Origin of the sequence: Yoonia sp. 72 (assembly GCF_034652275.1) — a bacterium.
GTDB lineage: Bacteria > Pseudomonadota > Alphaproteobacteria > Rhodobacterales > Rhodobacteraceae > Yoonia.
In genome coordinates, this window is sequence record NZ_JAXIWG010000002.1 from 563,530 (window position 1) to 580,545 (window position 17,016).

A 17,016-nucleotide genomic window follows, 5' to 3' on the forward strand; every position below is an offset into this window, starting at 1 on the left:
ATTAAGACTTGGGTTGTAGACCCGATGTCGGGACTGCAGTCATCGAAGAGGCACGGACATCATGATTGGTATGATCGGCATTGTCGTTGTTTTTACAACGGTATTCGGGGGCTACCTGCTCGCCGGTGGCAAGATGGGCATCATTCTCAAGGCGCTCCCCTATGAAATGTTGATGATTCTTGGGGCCGCTGTCGGCGCGTTTGCGATTGCGAACGACAAGTCCACGGTGATGGCGACGATCAGGGATATGGGCAAGGTTTTTAAAGGCCCCAAGTGGCAGGCGGACGATTACCGCGATCTGCTGTGTCTGCTGTTCGAGCTGATCCGTGTTGCGCGTACAAACCCCGTCGCCCTGGAAAGCCATATCGAGGCGCCAGAGACGTCCACGATCTTCGGAAAGTACCCCAAAATCCTTGGCGACCGCGAGGCGATTGCATTGATCTGCGACACCTTGCGGTCGGCATCGATGAATTATGACGATCCGCATCAGGTTGAGGAGATCCTTGAAAAGCGGATCGAGGCGACACTGCACCACAAGATGCATTCCTCGCATGCCTTGCAGACGGTCGCGGACGGCTTGCCCGCATTGGGGATCGTTGCAGCTGTGCTTGGTGTGATCAAGACGATGGCCTCGATCGACCAACCCCCCGAAGTTTTGGGGAAACTGATCGGCGGCGCCCTTGTCGGCACATTTCTGGGTGTCTTTCTTGCCTATGGCTTTGTCGGCCCTTTTTCCAACAAGGTCAAAGCAGTGGTCGAGGATGATGCGCATTTCCACCAGCTGATCCGCGAGGTCCTTGTTGCCAATCTTTATGCCCATGCGCCCAATATCTGTGTCGAGGTTGGACGACAGAATATGCCCAGCCATTATCGGCCCAGCTTTGCCGACATGGAAAATGCGCTCAAAGCGACCAAGCAGGATGCAGCATGAGACTGGTTCTTTGCACACTGCTGCTGGCCTGGCTTCCGCTTGGTCTTGTTGCGCAGCCTGTGGGTGTACAGACTGGAGAACACGCAACCTTTTCGCGCGTGGTGGTCCGACTGCCTGCGGGGGCTGACTGGGTTTTTGGTCGCGATCCGGGCGGCTATGTCTTGCGGCTGCCGGTAACGGACGGGTACGATCTGCGGCGCTTTTACGATCTGATCCCGAACACGCGGATCACGGCCGTGTCGCAGGATGCCGCCGCAGGCGAGCTGCGACTTGCCGTATCCTGCGCGTGCAATGCAAACGTATTTCTGACTTCACCCCGGTTTCTTGTCATCGATGTTGCTGACGGTCCGGCAGACCCTGCCTCGCCTTTTGAGCAATTCATCGACCCAGACATCGCGTCGATACAGCCTCCTGAAACGGGGAGAGGTGTCTTGCCCGTGGTCTTTCCAGATGACCCCGCCACAGGACCTGGCCGGTTTTTCCCTCTTCCGCTTTTCCAAGGCGATTCGCCACGCCAGCCTTTGATGCCTGTGGTGTCGGACGAACTGGCCGCGCTCGAACGGCTGGTCGTCGAAAGCCTTGGCCGCGGTCTGACAACCGGTATGCTGGAGCCTGATATCGCGGGCAGCGGCGGGATCATCGACAGGCCGCCGCAGGTCGCCCCCGATCTGCCTTTGCCTGGTATCTCGGTGTCGAGTGGCGTCGATCCTCTCGCTGTGCCGGGCGCGGCTGTGCCGCCGGTTGCATCCGATGGCACTGCTTGCGTGCCAGAGGCCTTTGTCGATCTTGCCGCATGGGCTGACGACCGGCCGTTTGGCGACCAGATCGCGGCGAAGCGATCAGGGCTGGTGCAGGAGTTTGACCGGTTCGACCCCGAGGTCGTTCTTGGTCTGGCGCGCACCTATGTCCATTTCGGGTTTGGTCGTGAAGCAATCCAGACTCTGGATCTTGACCGCGCGGGATCCGTTGAGCGGACATATCTGCGGCTTGTTGCGCAGATCGTGGATGATGAACCTGTCGCATTTCCTGATCTCGACATGCAGGTAACTTGTCCATCTTCTGTCGCGTTTTGGGCGTTTCTTGCCACGCCGATCGATCGCCTCGCAGAAAACAGCAATCGTGCTGCGATTTTGCGCACGCACAGTAACCTGCCCCCACAAATGCAGCGCCATCTTGGGCCGCGGCTTGCCGAACGCTTTGCTGCAGTCGGTGACGACGATGCGGCGGATCAGGCATTGCGGCTGGCGCGCCGCGACGCACCTGCCGCCATTGCAACACGGCTAGCGGCGGCAACACTCGCGACGCGCCTTGGCGACGATACTGCTGAACTGGATACTCTGACACTGCTCGCTCAAACAGAGCCACGGATCACGGCAGAGGCGATGATCCGGTTCCTGACAGAAGCGGCGCGGCAACAGACCCCGGTACCACCTACCGAGATGATCACGGCCGATGCCTTGCGTTTCGAATATGCGCAGACACCGATCGCCGCAGACATTGCCGCGGCTCAGATTGCTGCCCATTTAGCGGTGGACGCGTTTGCCGATGCGATCAGGCTGTTCGAAGAGACGGAACCCATATTTGATGCGGCTAGGCGTGGCGATTTACAGTTGGACATTGATTTGGCCGCAGTCGCGCGCATGACAGATGCGGGTTTTCTGGTCCATTTTCTGGGCAAACCGTTACCTTTGAGGACAGTCGAGCTGCGTGAGAAAGTCGCGGGGCGTTTGATATCGTTGGGATTTCCAGATCAGGCGTTGCTTGTGCTTGGGCCAGAAATGCCGACCCAACCGGACCTGAACGCAAACTATCTGCGTGCAGCTGCGTTGATTGATCTGAACGAAGCCGATGCCGCCTTGCGCATCTTGCGTGATGATCCCGCGGATCGCGCTGTCGCGTTGCGGGATGCCGCCCGGTCTGTTCGGGCAGGCAATGCCGCTGATGCACTGGATGATTCCCCGCCCGATGTTACCGCCTGGCGGACCGGCAACTGGGCGAACCTTGCGCAATCGGATGATCCGTTGATGCGAGATGCGGGTGTGGCGCTGTTGAATGCAGCGGGCCGTGTCTTCGATCAGGACGCACCGCTGGCAAGCGGGCGTGCCCTGTTGGACGATGCTGGGCAGTCCCGTGTTCTGCTTGATGGCCTGCTGGACAGGTTCATGCCACCAGACGACGACTTCTGATCATTGCTGCTTATGCTTTGGTAACCAATTTCCGGCAATCTGAGTGCCAAGACGGGACTGGTCAACAGTCGGCGCGTCAACCATGGAGAACCCGCAATTGCTTGGTCTGACGCTGCGCGACATCTTTCAGCCAACCATATTGCTGGCACTGGCCTTGATGGCGATCATCGTGATGATGATCTTGCCCATGCCGGCATGGGTTCTTGATATCGGGCTTGCCGCATCCTTCGCGCTGGCGATACTGATCTTCACGGTCACGCTGTTCATCCAGCGTCCATTGGACTTTTCTGCATTTCCCACGATTTTGCTTGCGTCTTTGATGCTGCGTCTGTCGCTGAATGTGTCCTCGACCAAGCTGATCATCGGCGAAGGGCATACGGGCACCGATGCCGCCGGCGAGGTGATCGAAGGTTTTGCCATGTTCGTGATGGGCGGCAATGTGTTGCTGGGGCTGGTCGTCTTCTGCGTGCTGCTGATCGTGAACTTCGTTGTCATCAACAAGGGTGCGACCCGCATGGCTGAGGTCGGCGCGCGATTCGCACTGGATGCCATGCCCGGCAAGCAACTGGCGATCGACAGCGACGTGGCTGCCGGTGCGATCGATCATCAGGAAGCAAAGGCGCGGCGCGAACGTGAACAGGCAGAGACGACGTTCTTCGGCTCGCTCGACGGGGCGTCCAAATTCGTAAAAGGCGATGCGATTGCCGGTCTGCTGATCACGGCACTGAACCTGATCATGGGACTGATCATCGGGATAACTGTTCATGACATGCCGCTGGGGCGGGCCTTTGAAACCTATGCGATCCTGACAGTGGGCGATGGTCTGGTCTCTCAAATTCCGGCCGTTATCATATCTATCGCCTCTGCGCTTTTGCTGGCGCGTGGCGGTGCGACCGGGGCGACGGATATTGCGATCGGCGCGCAGCTTGGGCGCCATCCGGCCGCGCTTGCGACGGTCGCGGTGCTGATGGTGCTGTTCGCGCTGGTGCCGGGCCTGCCGTTTTTACCCTTTATTACGGGTGGGCTGGTCTTGGGCACCTGCGCTTTTGCGTTGGCGGCGGCGGCGCGCCGCACATTGGCCGAGCAGACAGGACAGGCGGTCACGAAGGAACAAGCCCCCCTACGCGAATCCATCGGTGATATGCTGGACCTCGACGATATCCATGTCGAATTCGCGCCGGATCTGGTGGATATGGTCCTTGATCCCGGCACGGGCCTTGACGCCCGGATCGTCAACATGCGCAACCATGTCGCGACGGGCTTTGGCGTCTTGCTGCCAGAGATCAGGCTGACCGACAACGCGGCCCTGCCCCCAGGGTGCTATGTGATCAAGATCCAGGGTGTCGAACAGGTCCGCGATGTGCTGCGACCAGGTCAGATACTTGCCCTGCTCAACGATACTGACGGCCCCGACATTCCCGGTGCCACGGTAAAGGAGCCTGTTTACGGCGCGCCCGCGCGCTGGATCGACCCCAGCCAACAAGAGACCGCAGCACTGAACAACCTGACAACGGTACAACCGACAGAGGTGCTGGCGACGCATCTGCTCGAGATCGTCAAGCGGAACTTCCCGCGGTTGCTGACTTTCAAGGCGTTGCGCAGGCGGCTGGACGAGATGGTCAATCTGAGCGACCGCGCCCGCGGCGATGCCAACCGCAAGATGCTTGATGAACTGATACCCGACAAGGTGCCGGTCGATGTGTTGCTGTCGGTTCTGCGCCTGCTGCTGGAAGAACGTGTGTCGATCCGCAACCTTCCCCTGATCATCGAGGCTGTTGCGGAAGGACGGCAGATGTATCCGTCGGTGGATAGCGTGACAGAACACGTGCGCCAGCGGCTCGGTTTCCAGCTGGTTGCCGCGCTGCGCCGCCCGGATGGAACGATCCCGCTGATCCAACTGGCACCGGAATGGGAAGACACATTTACCAGTTTCGAAATCCGGTCGGACAGAGCGACCGGTGACGTGGCCCTGCCGCCTGAACGGTTCAACGAACTGGCCGATGGTCTGGCCGAAAAGCTGGGGCAGGCGGCCAGTGCTGGGGCCTATGCCGCCGTGGTGACTACCATGCGGCGGCGGCGCTTTCTGCGCACGGTCATGACAGCGAAGGGGATCATGAATCCGGTCCTGTCGTTCGAAGAAATCGGAATCGAGGCGCGCCCCGCGCTGGTCGGGCTTGTCCCGGCATGATCGAGGATCTGTTGCCATTGCTGCCGGTGTCTCAGGCCTATCTTTGGGCTGGTTTCGCCGTTTTCATCCGCATCGGGACGATGATGGCGGTGCTGCCTGCCTTTGGCGACCAGCCGGTGCCTATCCGGCTCCGGCTGCTTCTGGGCATCATGTTCACGCTGATCGTCGCCCCTGCGGTCAGTGCGGATATCGCCGCCGTTCCCATGACTATGCCTGCTGCAGTGATCCTGCTCGCGCCGGAGGTTCTGACAGGCCTTTTCTTTGGGTTGTTCTTGCGGTTCTTCATTCTGGTTTTGCAGATCGCAGGCTCGATTGCCGCGCAAGCGACATCCTTGTCGCAGATCTTTGGCGGCACGGCCGGGGTCGATCCGCAGCCGGCGATCGGGCATATGCTGGTTGTTGCAGGCACGGCGCTGGCGGCCTTGTCCGGCCTGCATGTTCAGGCCGCAGCCTATATGATCCATAGCTATATGCTGGTCCCGTTCGGCGCTGGGCTGGACCCCGGGCTTGTGGCACAGGTCGGGGTCGAGCAGGTTGCGCGCACCTTCAGCCTTGGCTTTTCGTTGGCAGCACCTTTCCTGATCGCGTCACTGATCTATAATGTGATACTTGGCGTGATTAACCGCGCGATGCCACAGCTGATGGTGTCGTTTGTCGGCGCGCCGGCGCTGACCGCCGGTGGCCTTCTGCTGCTTTTGCTCGCTGCGCCTTTGATGCTCAGCGTCTGGATCAACGCGTTCACGGGCTTTATGGCCAACCCGTTTGGACCACCGCAATGAGCGAGAGCGAAGAAGGCGGCGACAAACCGTTCGAGCCGACCCAGAAGAAACTGGATGACGCCCGTGCGAAAGGCGAATTCGCCAAATCCGTCGATCTGACATCTGCCGCGGCATACGGGGGTTTTTTTGTGGTCTGCCTGTCCATCGGGCATGTCACACTGATGGCGCTGGCTGATGCCATGCTTGTCATACTGGACCAAGCGACGGAAATCGCCACGCTGATATTCGACGGGTCGGGCAGCCCGATTGTCGGTGGAATCATCTGGTCGGCAGCCGCACCGATTGTGCCATGGTTTCTGGTGCCAGCCGTGCTGGCCTTGTTGATGGTCATCGCACAGCGGGCGCTGGTCTTTACCCCGTCCAAGATCGCGCCAAAGCTTGATCGCCTTTCGCCCCTGTCGGGGATCAAGAACAAGCTAGGGCGGCAAGGGCTGTTCGAGTTTTTCAAAAGTATGCTCAAGCTGTGCATCTACACGGTGATCATGGCTGTGTTTCTGGTTGCCCAGATCGATGCGATTATCGGGTCCGTTCATCTGCCTTCGGCCCTCGTGATGGCAACTCTTGGTGACATGTTGGTCGTTCTGGTGGGGATCGTTTGTGTCGTGGCGCTGTTTTTGGGCGGCATCGATTACCTTTGGCAGTCGGGCGAACACCTGCGCAAGAACCGGATGAGCCGCAAGGAAATGATGGACGAGATCAAGCAATCCGAAGGCGATCCGATGATGAAACAGCAGCGCCGCATGCGAGGCCAGGAAATCGCGATGAACAAGATGCTTGCGGATGTGCCGAAAGCCGATGTCGTCATCGTGAACCCGACCCATTATGCCGTTGCCCTGCAATGGGACCGGCAGGCCGGGTCTGCGCCGGTCTGCGTGGCAAAGGGTGTCGATGAAGTTGCCGCAAGGATCAGGGAACTGGCGCATGAACATGCCGTCCCCCTACATTCCGACCCCCCGACCGCACGCGCGCTGCATGCTGCTGTGGCCATCGGGCAGGAAATCGCGCCAGATCACTATCAGGCTGTTGCCGCCGCGATCCGGTTTGCCGAAGCGATCCGCAAGAAAGCGCGCAGGCGATGACACGGTCAACGGATCGGGTCGGGGAACTGGCTGTCCTGACGGGTCTTGCGCTGCGGGCGGCACAGGCCGAAATGGCCGAGCTTAAGGCGCGCGAGGCTGATTTACGCCAGAACCTGACTGATCTCTTGGCACAAAAGACCCGTGATCCAAGACCCCAGAATGACCCCGCCTTGATTGCAGGGGCAGACCTGCGCTGGCAGCAATGGGTGGATCAGCGGCGCGCGACGGTCAATGCGGAACTGGCGCAGGTTTTGGCGCAGATCGACAACCGCCAGCGGCGGTTGCGTGGCCTGTTCGGCCGGGATCAGGCCGCCCGCGCCTTGGTTGAAAAGGCGCGCAAGGACGACAGATCGAACAGGCTGCGGTCCATGGATTACGAATCCTGACGAACGATATCCATGATCAGCACATCGGTGACATCATTGCCGATCACCCCCTGCGCGGTCCGGAGCAGGTTGTTCCGTAGCGCCCGCATATTTGTGCCTTCGGTGAAATTGCCTGAGAAACCACCGATGTTTGCGTGATCGAACATGTCCTGCAAGAACCCGTCACGCAGTTTCGGTTCGGCCGCAAAGACATTCTCGATCGCCCCTGGCACGACCTCTAGGTTCAGTGACAGCACGACCAGCGCGGCCACGCGACCGTCTTCGACGACCGGAATGATGAACTGGTTGTTGAGCCGTGCATATTCGCGCGCCGCCCCGATGTCGGGTTCCGGCGTTGCGGCCACGGCGCCCTCTGCTGGCAGGTCGCTACAGGTGCAACTGGCCTGTGCTTCGGCGTCCTCAGCCTCGGGTCGTAGCATCAGGCCGGTACCGACACCCGCGCCGGTGCCGACAAGGGCGAGGATCGCCGGGATAAGGATAGCTTTCATCATGTCTCCTTAAAACGGCAGCCACCGTTCAAGCGCCTGCTGTCCGTATCTGGGTTGCTGCATGTCGGTGATCTGGCCACGGCCGCCATAAGAGATTCGCGCCGATGCGATCTTGTCATAGGTAATTTCGTTCTGGCGGCTGATATCGGCTGGTCGCACAAAACCCGTGACGATCAATTCGCGCAACTCGTAGTTCACGCGGACCTCTTGCTGACCCAAAATCGCCAGTACGCCGTTTGGCAGGACATCTGTTACTGTCACGGCAATGCGCAATGTCAGTTCTTCAGCGCGTCGTACGGTGCCGTTGCCGGTTGCGTTGCTTTGGGAATTGAGATCGACAAGTGACCCGAACGAGGCACCTTCGGGCAAACGCGGCCCAAGCCGTTGCGGGATACCCAGCAACTGCGGCACGCCAGCCCGCTGTGACGCTGACCGCGACCTGTTGGATGAGTTCGAGATGGACGCACTGTCGTCGATCTCGATTACGACTGTCATGATGTCACCGCGCTGCCTTGCCCGGTTGTCCCCCAGCAGCGACCCACGTTCGCCTGTCCACAAAGACGCTTGTGGTGAAGGGCCAAGCTGGGTTGTCGGGACGATCGCGGGCATGCCCGGATTGATCATCGCGTCGCGTTCGGCGTTGAATTGCTGTGGCGAAAAGGGTGGTCGATCCCCGATTGGCGTCGTGCTGCATGCGGCAAGGCCGAAAACCAGCGCAATAACAGCGGGTGTGTGCCGTGGTTTGATCATGGTGATACATATCCGATGCCGTCCAGACCGATCCGCGCCGTGACAGTCGCGCGCGACGACAGGTTCATCACACGGATCAGGTCGCCCGGTCCGCCCCGGCCCAATGCGCGGCCTTCGGTCGAGATCGCCAATCCGTTACGTTCATAGATCAGCATGATGATCTGGTTGCGGTCCACAACCGCCGGAAAGCCGACGTCGCCTTGCCGAATGGGCCGCCCTGCATAGAGCGCGACACGCGTTTCCATACCGATGATGCTGTCCGGGTTAGACACGCTTCCGGGGATGACCTGCGCAGAGGTCACCAGATCTTCGGCGGTGATGATGGATTGGGCGGGGATGGTGCGCGCGGCAAGCAATGTCTCGGCGCTTGCGGGGGTGGCCATCATGGCCATGATTGCCAGATACCTGATCATCGCAGTTGCACCATCGACCCGAGCATCTGGTCTGCGGCTGTGATCACCTTGGAGTTCAGCTCATAGCCACGCTGTGCCTCGATCAGGTCGGTGATTTCGCGCACCGGATCGACAGAGCTGTTTTCCAGATAGCCTTGGCGCAGCACGCCCAGGCCGTCCTCGCCGGGGGTGGCCACGGCCGACGGGCCGGATGCGGGCGTTTCCAGAAACAGATTCGACCCGATCGCCTCCAGGCCCTTGGGGTTGGTGAAACCGGCCAGCGTGAATTGGCCCAGCAGCTGGGGTTCGATCTGGTCGTTGAAGAATCCGTAAACCTCGCCCTCGGCATTGATCGCGACGGACCGCGTGTCGCGGGGGATAGTGATGTCGGGCACCACCGGATAGCCATCCGATGTGACGATCTGGCCGTCGCCGGTCAGTTTCAGGCCGCCATCGCGGGTAAAGGCGGGCCGCCCATCCGGCAGCGTCACCTCAAGATAGCCTTCGCCTTCGATCGCAAGGTCCAGATCGCCGCCCGTGGCAGCCAACGCGCCTTGGCTTAGCATGATCGTCACGGCGCTGGCGCGGACGCCAAGCCCCAATTGCACACCCGTCGGAACAGCGGTCCCGTCAGAGGCATTGATCGTTCCGGGGCGGACCAGTTGCTGGTAATGCAGGTCGGCGAATTCGGCGCGGCGGGCGTTGTAGCCTGTGGTGTTCATATTGGCGAGGTTGTTGGAAATCACCTCGACCCGCATTTGCTGCGCGGTCATTCCGGCGGCGGCAATTTTTAGGGCGCGCATGTCATCTCTCCTTTAGGTTCGGGTCGCTTCGATCACGCTGCGGATGCGGTCGTGTTCGTTTTCCAGAAAGCTTTGGCCCAGCTCATAGGCGCGCTGGACCTCAATCATGCGGCTGATCTGCTGGATCGGGTTGACGTTCGCGCTTTCCAGATAGCCTTGCAGGATGCGGCCGTCGGGTGCGGCATCAATGCCGCCGCGGGAATCGAATAATGTTCCGCTTTCGCGGACCATCTGGTTGGGGTCCGCCGGGGTATAAAGGCCGATCTGCCCGATCGGCGCGCCATCCGCGCTGATCGTGCCATCGGCGCCGATTCCGATCGCACCCACGCCGACCGGTACGAAAACCGGCGCGCCACCTGCATCCAGCACCTGATATCCGTCCGCTGTAACAAGATCGCCCTGGTCGTTGGGGCCAAACACCCCCGACCGCGTCAACCGCTGGCCTTGCGGGGTTTCGATCAGAAAAAACCCTTCGCCTTCGATGGCCAGATCAAAGGTGCCGCCGGTCTGTGCAAGGCTGCCTTGCGTCATCACGGTGTCGCGTACCCGCGCCGTCGCCATCGACAGGGATTCGGCATCAGGCCCAAGCGCCTTGATATGTTCCGAAAACAGGATGCCTTCGGCGCGATAGCCGGTGGTCGAGGCGTTGGCGATATTGTTGGCCAGCACCTGCATTTCCTGCAAAAGCCCCGATTGCCGGGTCAGTGTTGTATAGCTTGCATTGTCCATGCCTAGCCTCCGATGATGATCGGGATAAGGGTGTTCTTGAACAGGCCGACCAGCGCTTCGGACATGAAGGCCATGGTGATCCAGAACACCCCGATAATTGCCGCCAGTTTCGGCACGAAGGTCAGCGTCATTTCCTGAATCGAGGTCAGCGCCTGAAACAGGCCCACGATCAGACCGGCCGCCAGTGCGACCGTCAGGATCGGGATCGAGATCACGAAGGCCACCCAAAGACCTTGTCGCAGCGTGTCATAGAACATGGCCTCGGACATCATACCGGCATCCGCAGGATTTCCTGATAGGCTTCGACCACGCGGTCGCGCACCGTCACGGCGGTCTGCACCGCCAGTTCGGTCTGGGCGAGGGCCTGCACAAGGGCATGCGGGTCCGCACCGCTGGTCATGGACTGCATCGCCGTGGTTTCCCCGGTTCGCAGCGTTGCCATGAAATCCTGTGCGGCATTGATAAAAGCCGCACCCGATACGCCGGGGTCCGGTGCCATGGCGGACTTGCTGGCAGCATAATTCTGGGCGACGAGCGCGCTGAGTTCCATTCTGAATCTCCTTATTTCCGAAGCAGGTCCATCAGGGCCGATGACATCTGTCTGACCTGATCGAACATCTTGAGGTTGGCTTCATAGCTGCGCTGGGCTTCGCGGGCGTCTGCAATTTCCAGCAACAGATTGACGTTGGATCCCTGAAAGTACCCGCTGTCATCCGCAAGCGGATGTGTAGGGTCGTAGATCCGCGCAAGATCGGTCTGGTCGAGCCGCAGCGGGCCGGTCGTGACCGATCCCGTCTGCTGGCCCAAGCGGACCTGTTCCTCGAACGAAATGATCTTGCGGCGAAAACCGGGTGTGTCGGTGTTGGCGATGTTTTCGGACACATGCCGCAAACGGTTCGCCTGTGCCTTCATGCCGCTGGTGGCGACGGACATGGCGTCGGAAAAATCATTCATCTACGTCACCCCCGGCCAAGCGCTGTGCGTAGCACCGTCATGCCGTGCCGATAGATCGCAAGGGCGCGGCTGTGTTCGCGTGCCGCGGCGACCGATGCCAGCAACTCGTCTTCCAGCGACACAGTGTTGCCATTCGGTGATGGCTCACTGTCTGTTGCGACTGGCCGGGCGGCGACTTGTGCCGGGGTTGTTGTCAGATGGCCGGGCCGTGTCTGGCGCAAGGTGGATGCTGGCGCCGAGCCATAAACTTCCTGAAAAGGCGCGATCTGTTGTGCGCGATATCCGGGTGTGTCGGCATGCGCGATATTGCGCGTGACAACGGCCTGCCGCGCCCCTGCGTGGCGGGCCATATCGCCGGCGGTCTGGAACAGCTCCAGTGATTGATACATCGAGGATTCTCCTCTGCTGGTTTCAATCATTGATTAAGGGCGATTCCTTAAGATCAGGTGAGCAGCTCAGCCAAAGGACGCCATTATGCCCCACTCTCTTCTCGATCGGGTCCGCGACGCCGTCCGACGGCTTGATCCGGTTCATGCGGGTGGCCGCGTCTGCGGTGTCGCCGGGGGGAGCGTCCAGATCGGCACCCTGCCGTCACATGTGCAGATCGGCGACCGCGTCCGCATCCTGTCGCGCCAAACCCACGTGACGGGCGAAATTGTGAGGCTTGATCTGCAATCTGCGCATGTCTTGGCCGATGGTGTGGTCGATGGTGTGTCAATCGGTGATCGCGTCATTATCGATCCGCCCACCAGTTTCGCGCCTGATGACAGCTGGGTCGGGCGCGTCATTGACCCAGATGGGCAGCCGCTGGATCAGCGCGCCCTTTTACCGGGGCCCTTGGCGCGGCCGTTGCGGTCTGCACCGCCTGCGCCACACGGTCGCCGTGGGCTTGGGGTGCGTCTGGAAACGGGCCTTGCCGTTTTCAACACGCTTTTGCCAATCGTCAAAGGGCAGCGTATCGGGCTTTTCGCGGGGTCAGGCGTCGGCAAATCGACGCTTTTGGGCGATCTGGCGCGCGGGACTGCGGCGGATGTCATCGTGATCGGCCTTGTGGGCGAACGGGGCCGCGAACTGCGGCATTTCATCGACGATGTTCTGGGCCCTGACGGGATGGCGAAGTCGGTTATCATCGCCGCCACGTCGGACCGCGCGCCCCAAGTGAGGCGCCGCTGTGCATGGGCTGCCATGACGGTGGCAGAGCATTTTCGTGATGCAGGCAAGCAGGTCTTGCTGATCGTTGATTCGGTGACCCGCTTCTGCGAGGCGCATCGCGAAGTCGCCGTCGCCGGAGGCGAACCGGCCACTCTGCGTGGCTATCCGGTATCGACGGGTGCCGCGATCGCCAGTCTTTGCGAACGCGCCGGGCCGGGGGCAGGCGACATGGGCGACATCACCGCAGTGTTTTCGGTGCTGGTCGCCGGATCAGACATGGAAGAACCCGTAGCCGACATGTTGCGGGGGGTCCTTGACGGGCATGTGGTGCTGGACCGCGAAATCGCCGAACGCGGTCGTTTTCCTGCGATTGACGTTCTTCGGTCGGTATCTCGCGCCTTGCCTGCGGCTGCGACGGCGCAGGAAAACACCATGATCGCGCAAGCTCGGTCGCATCTGGCAGTCTACGAACGGTCGGCGCTGATGATCCAGACCGGCCTTTATGCGCAGGGGTCAGACAAATCGATTGATGCCGCGATGGCTTGCTATCCTGCGCTGGATGAATTTCTGACCATTAAGGACCGTCGCGGAACGCTGGCGCATTTTGCGAAACTGCGTCAGGCGATGGCAGGTGGGGTTGGTGAAATGAAGACAACGTTCGTGGATAGTGGCAAACGCGGCTGACGGGTCGATGCATTTTTTCCGTCAGGCGCTGCCCGTCAAAACCACGCCGATGCCGACCCTGCGACCGCTGGCGTACGTCCCTCAGCCCAAGTAATTTATGCCGAACGCCTGGAGTGTGAGTCCTGCACGCAGCCTCGCAATGTAACCTGAGCGGTTTCGCTTGGAAGGGGCGCGCCCTATGCCGCACGTGTGTTTGGTGGCAAAAGTGCGACTGCGCCCCTAACCGAACTGTCGCAGACCCGGCGCAGAAAGAGTATTGGGGCGCGATCCTACACGAGGCGACTCATGCGTGGCATTGACTGCAGCAAGCTTAAGGCTGCGGCAGCGCCTGAGATCGCTACGGATTGTGAAGCCTCGGACCTCACGAGAAACAGGCGTATCAGCTTTTCCTGCTGGGCCGGATCTGCAAAGTCGGCCAACCTGTTCGTCCCGAAAGTGGCCTGCGCTCGCGATTTAAAAATGTCGCGCTGTTTGTCGATGTCGATGCTCGCGATGCTTGCCGGAAGGCCAAGCGCGGTCTCGAAGACTTTGCGCAGGGGCGCATTGCCCATCATCGCAAACCATTGCGCTCCATCGCGCGAATTGCCGGTAAGGACATCCGCTATGCCAGATTGCAAGTTTAAAGCCAGACGCAGATCGTTGTTTTGAACGCCGACCGCTTTTTCGAATTGGCGTTTTTCATAGCGTGCTATCAGGTCCGATGCGAACCCGGTCAAAATGGTCCGGGGAATCGGGCGATCCCCGAAGCCGAAGGCGCGGCTGAATTCGGCATAGCGGTTGTCTGCCAGACGGTTGGCAAGGGCATCGTCGTTGATCGTGCCTTCCTCCAGGATTTTGCGGATGAAGAATCTGTTGTTGATGTCGTCATCCAGGCCAAAGGCGCCAAGAGCGACGGACAAAAGCCTCCGGTCGTTCACAAGGTCGCTTGCTGTCGTGACTTTGCCAATGTTTTCACGGAAATAGTCGGTGGCGCGCTGGACAGGTTGGCTTTTTGCGAATGCTGCCTGTTGCGGCTCCAGCGTGCGTTCGAGAAACCGCCAACCGACATATCCAGCTAATGGAACAATCGGTTGAAAGGTCATTGTGTCGAGGCCGCAAAAAGGCGTGCTTCACGCGGGAGCAAGGTGCGCAGCGACTTGAGGGTGCGATAGAAGTCGTTTTCCATCACCGCGACGGTCGCAGCGTTCAGATTCGCGCGACTGTCATCGTCGCGCAGGGCCTGACTCAGTTGTTCGATCCCTAGAAGTAGTTGCCGTCGCGCATCGGCAGGAGCGGCGTCACCGGACAGCGCGAGTTGTGCGATATAACAAACCCGCCGCACAGGTGTATTGACCTCGTCGGGACGGATCGCATCGCGCAGGCGCAAGATGTTCGCATTTGGCGTCAAAATCGACAAACGCGCCCGCCGATCACCGTTTTCGATCACCGCGCCGTTGACCAGAACCCGTTCGCGCGGACTGAGTTTCAAAACAAGGCCCGACATCAAGGGGCAACCTGACCGTTCAGACCGCGCATCACGGCCGTATTGATATCGACCAGCGCTTGTGCATCTGCAGCCCCGGCCAACACTTTTGCGCTGTGATGATCCGTGAATTCCGCAAGGTAGAATAGTTTTGCCCGTAGATCGTCGGGTAGGTTGTTTTCTTGATCAGCGACACTTGCTGCCAGCGTCGTCCAGATCCGCCGGTTGTCGTGTATGGCAGAGGCAAGTGCGGGAAAGTTGACGACATTTCCGGTCAGGCTGTGGCGCAGCCGGGCAGTCACTTGGCTGAGCAATTGTGATTCGATTGCGCGGTCAGTGCGAATCGCCATCTGGGTCGGGGCATAGGCTTGCCGGGCTTGTTCAATAACATTCACGGGGAGGGTCCTTTCAGGACTTTGTCGAACAATCTGCTGTGGTTAAGCAGTGGCGGGGGTGGCGGTGCCGCTTTCGCAGCACCGCCTTTCGCTCGACCTTACCGGAAGAGTGACAGGATCGTTTGCGGTGCTTGGTTCGCGATCGACAAGGATTGTACGCCAAGCTGCTGCTGGACTTGCAGCGCCTGCAACCGTGCTGACGCCTCTTCCATGTTGGCGTCGACGAGAGCGCCGATCCCGGAGCGGAGCGAATCTGTCAGCTGAGAGATGAAGTTCGACTGGGTTTCGATACGACCCTGGCTTGAACCGAAGGCAGCTGCGGCGTCGATCGATGTGTTGATCATCGTCTCGATATTGGCGAGTGCCGCGGTGACCTGATTTTCGTTCGTGACATCCAGCTTATCCAGTCCGACGAGACCACCTGTCGCCTGACCGCCTGCAGCACCTGCGTCGGTCAGCGTCAGTGCGGCACCATCATTGTCGATCTGGAGCGACCATGCACCGGTTGTCGCGTCTCGGCGCACATTTGTGCTGATGTTTGCAAGACCGGCGCCGTCGATGATCGTCTTGAGGCCGCGCGCCACGTCTTCGAATGTCTCGCCTTTTCCGGCGATGTAGTCGAAGTTCATCCCGCCGACAGTCGCCCGGTAACCGTCGCCTTCGGATACGCCAGCAGTCGTAGAGAACGTCAATTCGGACGCCCGAGCCGCGATGGTCTGCGTGTTCGTCGTCGCGGCTGCTGCTGTGACACCGTTTGCCTGCAAGGCAAATGTCGCCCCGCCGCTGCCGCTTGTGTTGACTGTCACTGCGTCGAATCTCGATGTCGAATTGATCGTGATCACATCGGCCGTGACCTCAGCGCTGATACCTTCGATCCCGGCAGCGTTGATCGCGGCTGTGAGACCACCGGCAAGATCTGCGGCCACGTTGCTGGTCGCTACAAAAGTAGCTGTCCTGCCTGCGATCTGGAATGTATATGTCTCGCCCGCGACGATCGTGCCAGCGACTGTTGCTGCCAACTGGTTCGCACCGTTGGAGAAAGCAGTCCCTGTGGTATCAGTCGGTGCGCGGTTCCCTCCGATGACGGTCGTCACATTGGCGCTGAGGTCGGCACCGGTGCCATAGACGCCGGCATCAAAGCTCAGGTCCTGCCGCGCCACGGTGATATTGTTTGCCGTCACAGTCCCGTCGCTGGCGCGATCAAGCGATGACAGCACATTGACATCCTCGCTGCCCTTCAACAGGTTCAGCCCGTTGAACTGCGCAGCACCGACCACGGATTTGATCTGGTCGGACAGGGCCGAAATATCGGCCTGCAACTTGGTCCGGTCGACGTTCTTTCCTTGGGCCGCGACGATTTTCTCTTTCATGGAAGTGAGCAGGTCGGTGACGGTTTCGGCACCGTTTCGCGCAACGGCCACCGACGACTGGCCCAGCGAGAGGCTTTCGGAAATGGCCTTGAAACCACGCACGTCGGATTCCATCACTTTGGAAATTGCCCAGACGGCGGAATTGTCTTTCGCCGATCCCACCTCTTTACCTGTCGAGATCATCGACTGGGTTTTGGAAAGGTCGTTGTTGATGGATTTGAGAGTTTGCAGCGCGACCATGGCGCCGTTGTTGGTCAGAATACTGGACATGAATGTCGGTCCTTCAGG

Annotated in this window: 20 protein-coding genes; 7 read left to right on the forward strand and 13 right to left on the reverse strand. The window is 60.0% G+C overall.

The window, feature by feature from the left end; translation table 11 throughout:
• Nucleotides 1-61 precede the first annotated feature (61 nt).
• The 6 genes from motA (at nt 62) to VCK47_RS11275 (ending at nt 7,549) form a co-directional block, all read left to right on the forward strand.
• Nucleotides 62-931, forward strand: a complete 870-nt coding sequence (gene motA / locus VCK47_RS11250) for a flagellar motor stator protein MotA (RefSeq protein WP_322891188.1) — start codon at nt 62-64, stop codon at nt 929-931.
• Entirely contained in the window at nt 928-3,117 is a 2,190-nt protein-coding gene (locus VCK47_RS11255; RefSeq protein ID WP_322891189.1) for a hypothetical protein, read from the forward strand. The genes motA and VCK47_RS11255 overlap by 4 nt, the downstream gene beginning before the upstream one ends.
• A 157-nt stretch (nt 3,118-3,274) precedes the next feature.
• Entirely contained in the window at nt 3,275-5,305 is a 2,031-nt protein-coding gene (gene flhA / locus VCK47_RS11260; RefSeq protein ID WP_416236674.1) for a flagellar biosynthesis protein FlhA, read from the forward strand.
• Nucleotides 5,302-6,084, forward strand: coding sequence for a flagellar biosynthetic protein FliR (locus VCK47_RS11265; RefSeq protein WP_322891191.1), 783 nt, complete (start codon nt 5,302-5,304; stop codon nt 6,082-6,084). Before flhA ends, VCK47_RS11265 begins: the two co-directional genes overlap by 4 nt.
• Nucleotides 6,081-7,163, forward strand: a complete 1,083-nt coding sequence (locus VCK47_RS11270) for a flagellar type III secretion system protein FlhB (RefSeq protein ID WP_322891192.1) — start codon at nt 6,081-6,083, stop codon at nt 7,161-7,163. Before VCK47_RS11265 ends, VCK47_RS11270 begins: the two co-directional genes overlap by 4 nt.
• Nucleotides 7,160-7,549 carry a hypothetical protein gene (locus tag VCK47_RS11275; RefSeq protein WP_322891193.1) on the forward strand — a complete coding sequence of 130 codons (390 nt, stop codon included), beginning with the start codon at nt 7,160-7,162 and terminating at the stop codon, nt 7,547-7,549. Before VCK47_RS11270 ends, VCK47_RS11275 begins: the two co-directional genes overlap by 4 nt.
• Here VCK47_RS11275 and VCK47_RS11280 read toward each other — a convergent pair.
• From VCK47_RS11280 to VCK47_RS11320, 9 genes are read right to left on the reverse strand one after another with little or no spacing between them, the layout of a single operon-like run.
• Nucleotides 7,537-8,037 carry a flagellar basal body-associated protein FliL gene (locus VCK47_RS11280; RefSeq protein WP_322891194.1) on the reverse strand — a complete coding sequence of 167 codons (501 nt, stop codon included), beginning with the start codon at nt 8,035-8,037 and terminating at the stop codon, nt 7,537-7,539. The genes VCK47_RS11275 and VCK47_RS11280 overlap by 13 nt on opposite strands.
• 9 nt (nt 8,038-8,046) lie before the next feature.
• Nucleotides 8,047-8,787 carry a flagellar basal body L-ring protein FlgH gene (gene flgH / locus VCK47_RS11285; RefSeq protein ID WP_322891195.1) on the reverse strand — a complete coding sequence of 247 codons (741 nt, stop codon included), beginning with the start codon at nt 8,785-8,787 and terminating at the stop codon, nt 8,047-8,049.
• A complete protein-coding gene (gene flgA, locus VCK47_RS11290; protein ID WP_322891196.1) occupies nt 8,784-9,200 on the reverse strand; it encodes a flagellar basal body P-ring formation chaperone FlgA in 417 nt (138 codons plus the stop codon). The genes flgH and flgA overlap by 4 nt, the downstream gene beginning before the upstream one ends.
• A complete protein-coding gene (gene flgG, locus VCK47_RS11295) occupies nt 9,197-9,982 on the reverse strand; it encodes a flagellar basal-body rod protein FlgG (protein WP_322891197.1) in 786 nt (261 codons plus the stop codon). The genes flgA and flgG overlap by 4 nt, the downstream gene beginning before the upstream one ends.
• A 12-nt stretch (nt 9,983-9,994) precedes the next feature.
• The gene (locus VCK47_RS11300) at nt 9,995-10,711 is read right to left on the reverse strand and encodes a flagellar hook-basal body complex protein (RefSeq protein WP_322891198.1); all 717 of its coding nucleotides are present in this window, start codon (nt 10,709-10,711) and stop codon (nt 9,995-9,997) included.
• A gap of 2 nt (nt 10,712-10,713) precedes the next feature.
• Complete coding sequence (locus tag VCK47_RS11305; RefSeq protein WP_322891199.1) at nt 10,714-10,983, reverse strand: flagellar biosynthetic protein FliQ; 270 nt, start codon at nt 10,981-10,983, stop codon at nt 10,714-10,716.
• Nucleotides 10,980-11,261, reverse strand: a complete 282-nt coding sequence (fliE, locus tag VCK47_RS11310; RefSeq protein WP_322891200.1) for a flagellar hook-basal body complex protein FliE — start codon at nt 11,259-11,261, stop codon at nt 10,980-10,982. The genes VCK47_RS11305 and fliE overlap by 4 nt, the downstream gene beginning before the upstream one ends.
• Before the next feature lie 11 nt (nt 11,262-11,272).
• Nucleotides 11,273-11,665: a flagellar basal body rod protein FlgC gene (gene flgC, locus VCK47_RS11315; RefSeq protein ID WP_322891201.1), complete on the reverse strand. Its 393-nt coding sequence runs from the start codon at nt 11,663-11,665 to the stop codon at nt 11,273-11,275.
• A 5-nt stretch (nt 11,666-11,670) separates the two neighbouring features.
• On the reverse strand, nt 11,671-12,054 hold the full coding sequence (locus tag VCK47_RS11320; protein ID WP_322891202.1) for a FlgB family protein: 384 nt from the start codon (nt 12,052-12,054) through the stop codon (nt 11,671-11,673).
• Between the two features lie 85 nt (nt 12,055-12,139).
• On the opposite strand from VCK47_RS11320, the gene VCK47_RS11325 reads away from it, so the two are divergent.
• Entirely contained in the window at nt 12,140-13,501 is a 1,362-nt protein-coding gene (locus VCK47_RS11325; protein ID WP_322891203.1) for a FliI/YscN family ATPase, read from the forward strand.
• 269 nt (nt 13,502-13,770) lie between these two features.
• Here VCK47_RS11325 and VCK47_RS11330 read toward each other — a convergent pair whose 3' ends face one another.
• The 4 genes from VCK47_RS11330 to VCK47_RS11345 all read right to left on the reverse strand — a co-directional run bounded on the left by VCK47_RS11330 (nt 13,771) and on the right by VCK47_RS11345 (nt 16,998).
• Nucleotides 13,771-14,583, reverse strand: coding sequence for a DUF1217 domain-containing protein (locus tag VCK47_RS11330; RefSeq protein ID WP_322891204.1), 813 nt, complete (start codon nt 14,581-14,583; stop codon nt 13,771-13,773).
• Complete coding sequence (gene flbT / locus VCK47_RS11335; RefSeq protein WP_322891205.1) at nt 14,580-14,984, reverse strand: flagellar biosynthesis repressor FlbT; 405 nt, start codon at nt 14,982-14,984, stop codon at nt 14,580-14,582. The genes VCK47_RS11330 and flbT overlap by 4 nt, the downstream gene beginning before the upstream one ends.
• Entirely contained in the window at nt 14,984-15,358 is a 375-nt protein-coding gene (gene flaF, locus VCK47_RS11340) for a flagellar biosynthesis regulator FlaF (protein WP_322891206.1), read from the reverse strand. Before flaF ends, flbT begins: the two co-directional genes overlap by 1 nt.
• A 98-nt stretch (nt 15,359-15,456) precedes the next feature.
• A complete protein-coding gene (locus VCK47_RS11345) occupies nt 15,457-16,998 on the reverse strand; it encodes a flagellin (RefSeq protein WP_322891207.1) in 1,542 nt (513 codons plus the stop codon).
• Between the last annotated feature and the right edge of the window lie 18 nt (nt 16,999-17,016).

Bases quoted from the DNA above. Each gene is read 5' to 3' on its own strand.
- motA (WP_322891188.1), top strand. From the start codon at position 62: ATGATTGGTATGATCGGCATTGTCGTTGTTTTTACAACGGTATTCGGG.
- VCK47_RS11255 (WP_322891189.1), top strand. From the start codon at position 928: ATGAGACTGGTTCTTTGCACACTGCTGCTGGCCTGGCTTCCGCTTGGT.
- flhA (WP_416236674.1), top strand. From the start codon at position 3,275: ATGGCGATCATCGTGATGATGATCTTGCCCATGCCGGCATGGGTTCTT.
- VCK47_RS11265 (WP_322891191.1), top strand. From the start codon at position 5,302: ATGATCGAGGATCTGTTGCCATTGCTGCCGGTGTCTCAGGCCTATCTT.
- VCK47_RS11270 (WP_322891192.1), top strand. From the start codon at position 6,081: ATGAGCGAGAGCGAAGAAGGCGGCGACAAACCGTTCGAGCCGACCCAG.
- VCK47_RS11275 (WP_322891193.1), top strand. From the start codon at position 7,160: ATGACACGGTCAACGGATCGGGTCGGGGAACTGGCTGTCCTGACGGGT.
- VCK47_RS11280 (WP_322891194.1), bottom strand. From the start codon at position 8,037: ATGAAAGCTATCCTTATCCCGGCGATCCTCGCCCTTGTCGGCACCGGC.
- flgH (WP_322891195.1), bottom strand. From the start codon at position 8,787: ATGATCAAACCACGGCACACACCCGCTGTTATTGCGCTGGTTTTCGGC.
- flgA (WP_322891196.1), bottom strand. From the start codon at position 9,200: ATGATCAGGTATCTGGCAATCATGGCCATGATGGCCACCCCCGCAAGC.
- flgG (WP_322891197.1), bottom strand. From the start codon at position 9,982: ATGCGCGCCCTAAAAATTGCCGCCGCCGGAATGACCGCGCAGCAAATG.
- VCK47_RS11300 (WP_322891198.1), bottom strand. From the start codon at position 10,711: ATGGACAATGCAAGCTATACAACACTGACCCGGCAATCGGGGCTTTTG.
- VCK47_RS11305 (WP_322891199.1), bottom strand. From the start codon at position 10,983: ATGATGTCCGAGGCCATGTTCTATGACACGCTGCGACAAGGTCTTTGG.
- fliE (WP_322891200.1), bottom strand. From the start codon at position 11,261: ATGGAACTCAGCGCGCTCGTCGCCCAGAATTATGCTGCCAGCAAGTCC.
- flgC (WP_322891201.1), bottom strand. From the start codon at position 11,665: ATGAATGATTTTTCCGACGCCATGTCCGTCGCCACCAGCGGCATGAAG.
- VCK47_RS11320 (WP_322891202.1), bottom strand. From the start codon at position 12,054: ATGTATCAATCACTGGAGCTGTTCCAGACCGCCGGCGATATGGCCCGC.
- VCK47_RS11325 (WP_322891203.1), top strand. From the start codon at position 12,140: ATGCCCCACTCTCTTCTCGATCGGGTCCGCGACGCCGTCCGACGGCTT.
- VCK47_RS11330 (WP_322891204.1), bottom strand. From the start codon at position 14,583: ATGACCTTTCAACCGATTGTTCCATTAGCTGGATATGTCGGTTGGCGG.
- flbT (WP_322891205.1), bottom strand. From the start codon at position 14,984: ATGTCGGGCCTTGTTTTGAAACTCAGTCCGCGCGAACGGGTTCTGGTC.
- VCK47_RS11345 (WP_322891207.1), bottom strand. From the start codon at position 16,998: ATGTCCAGTATTCTGACCAACAACGGCGCCATGGTCGCGCTGCAAACT.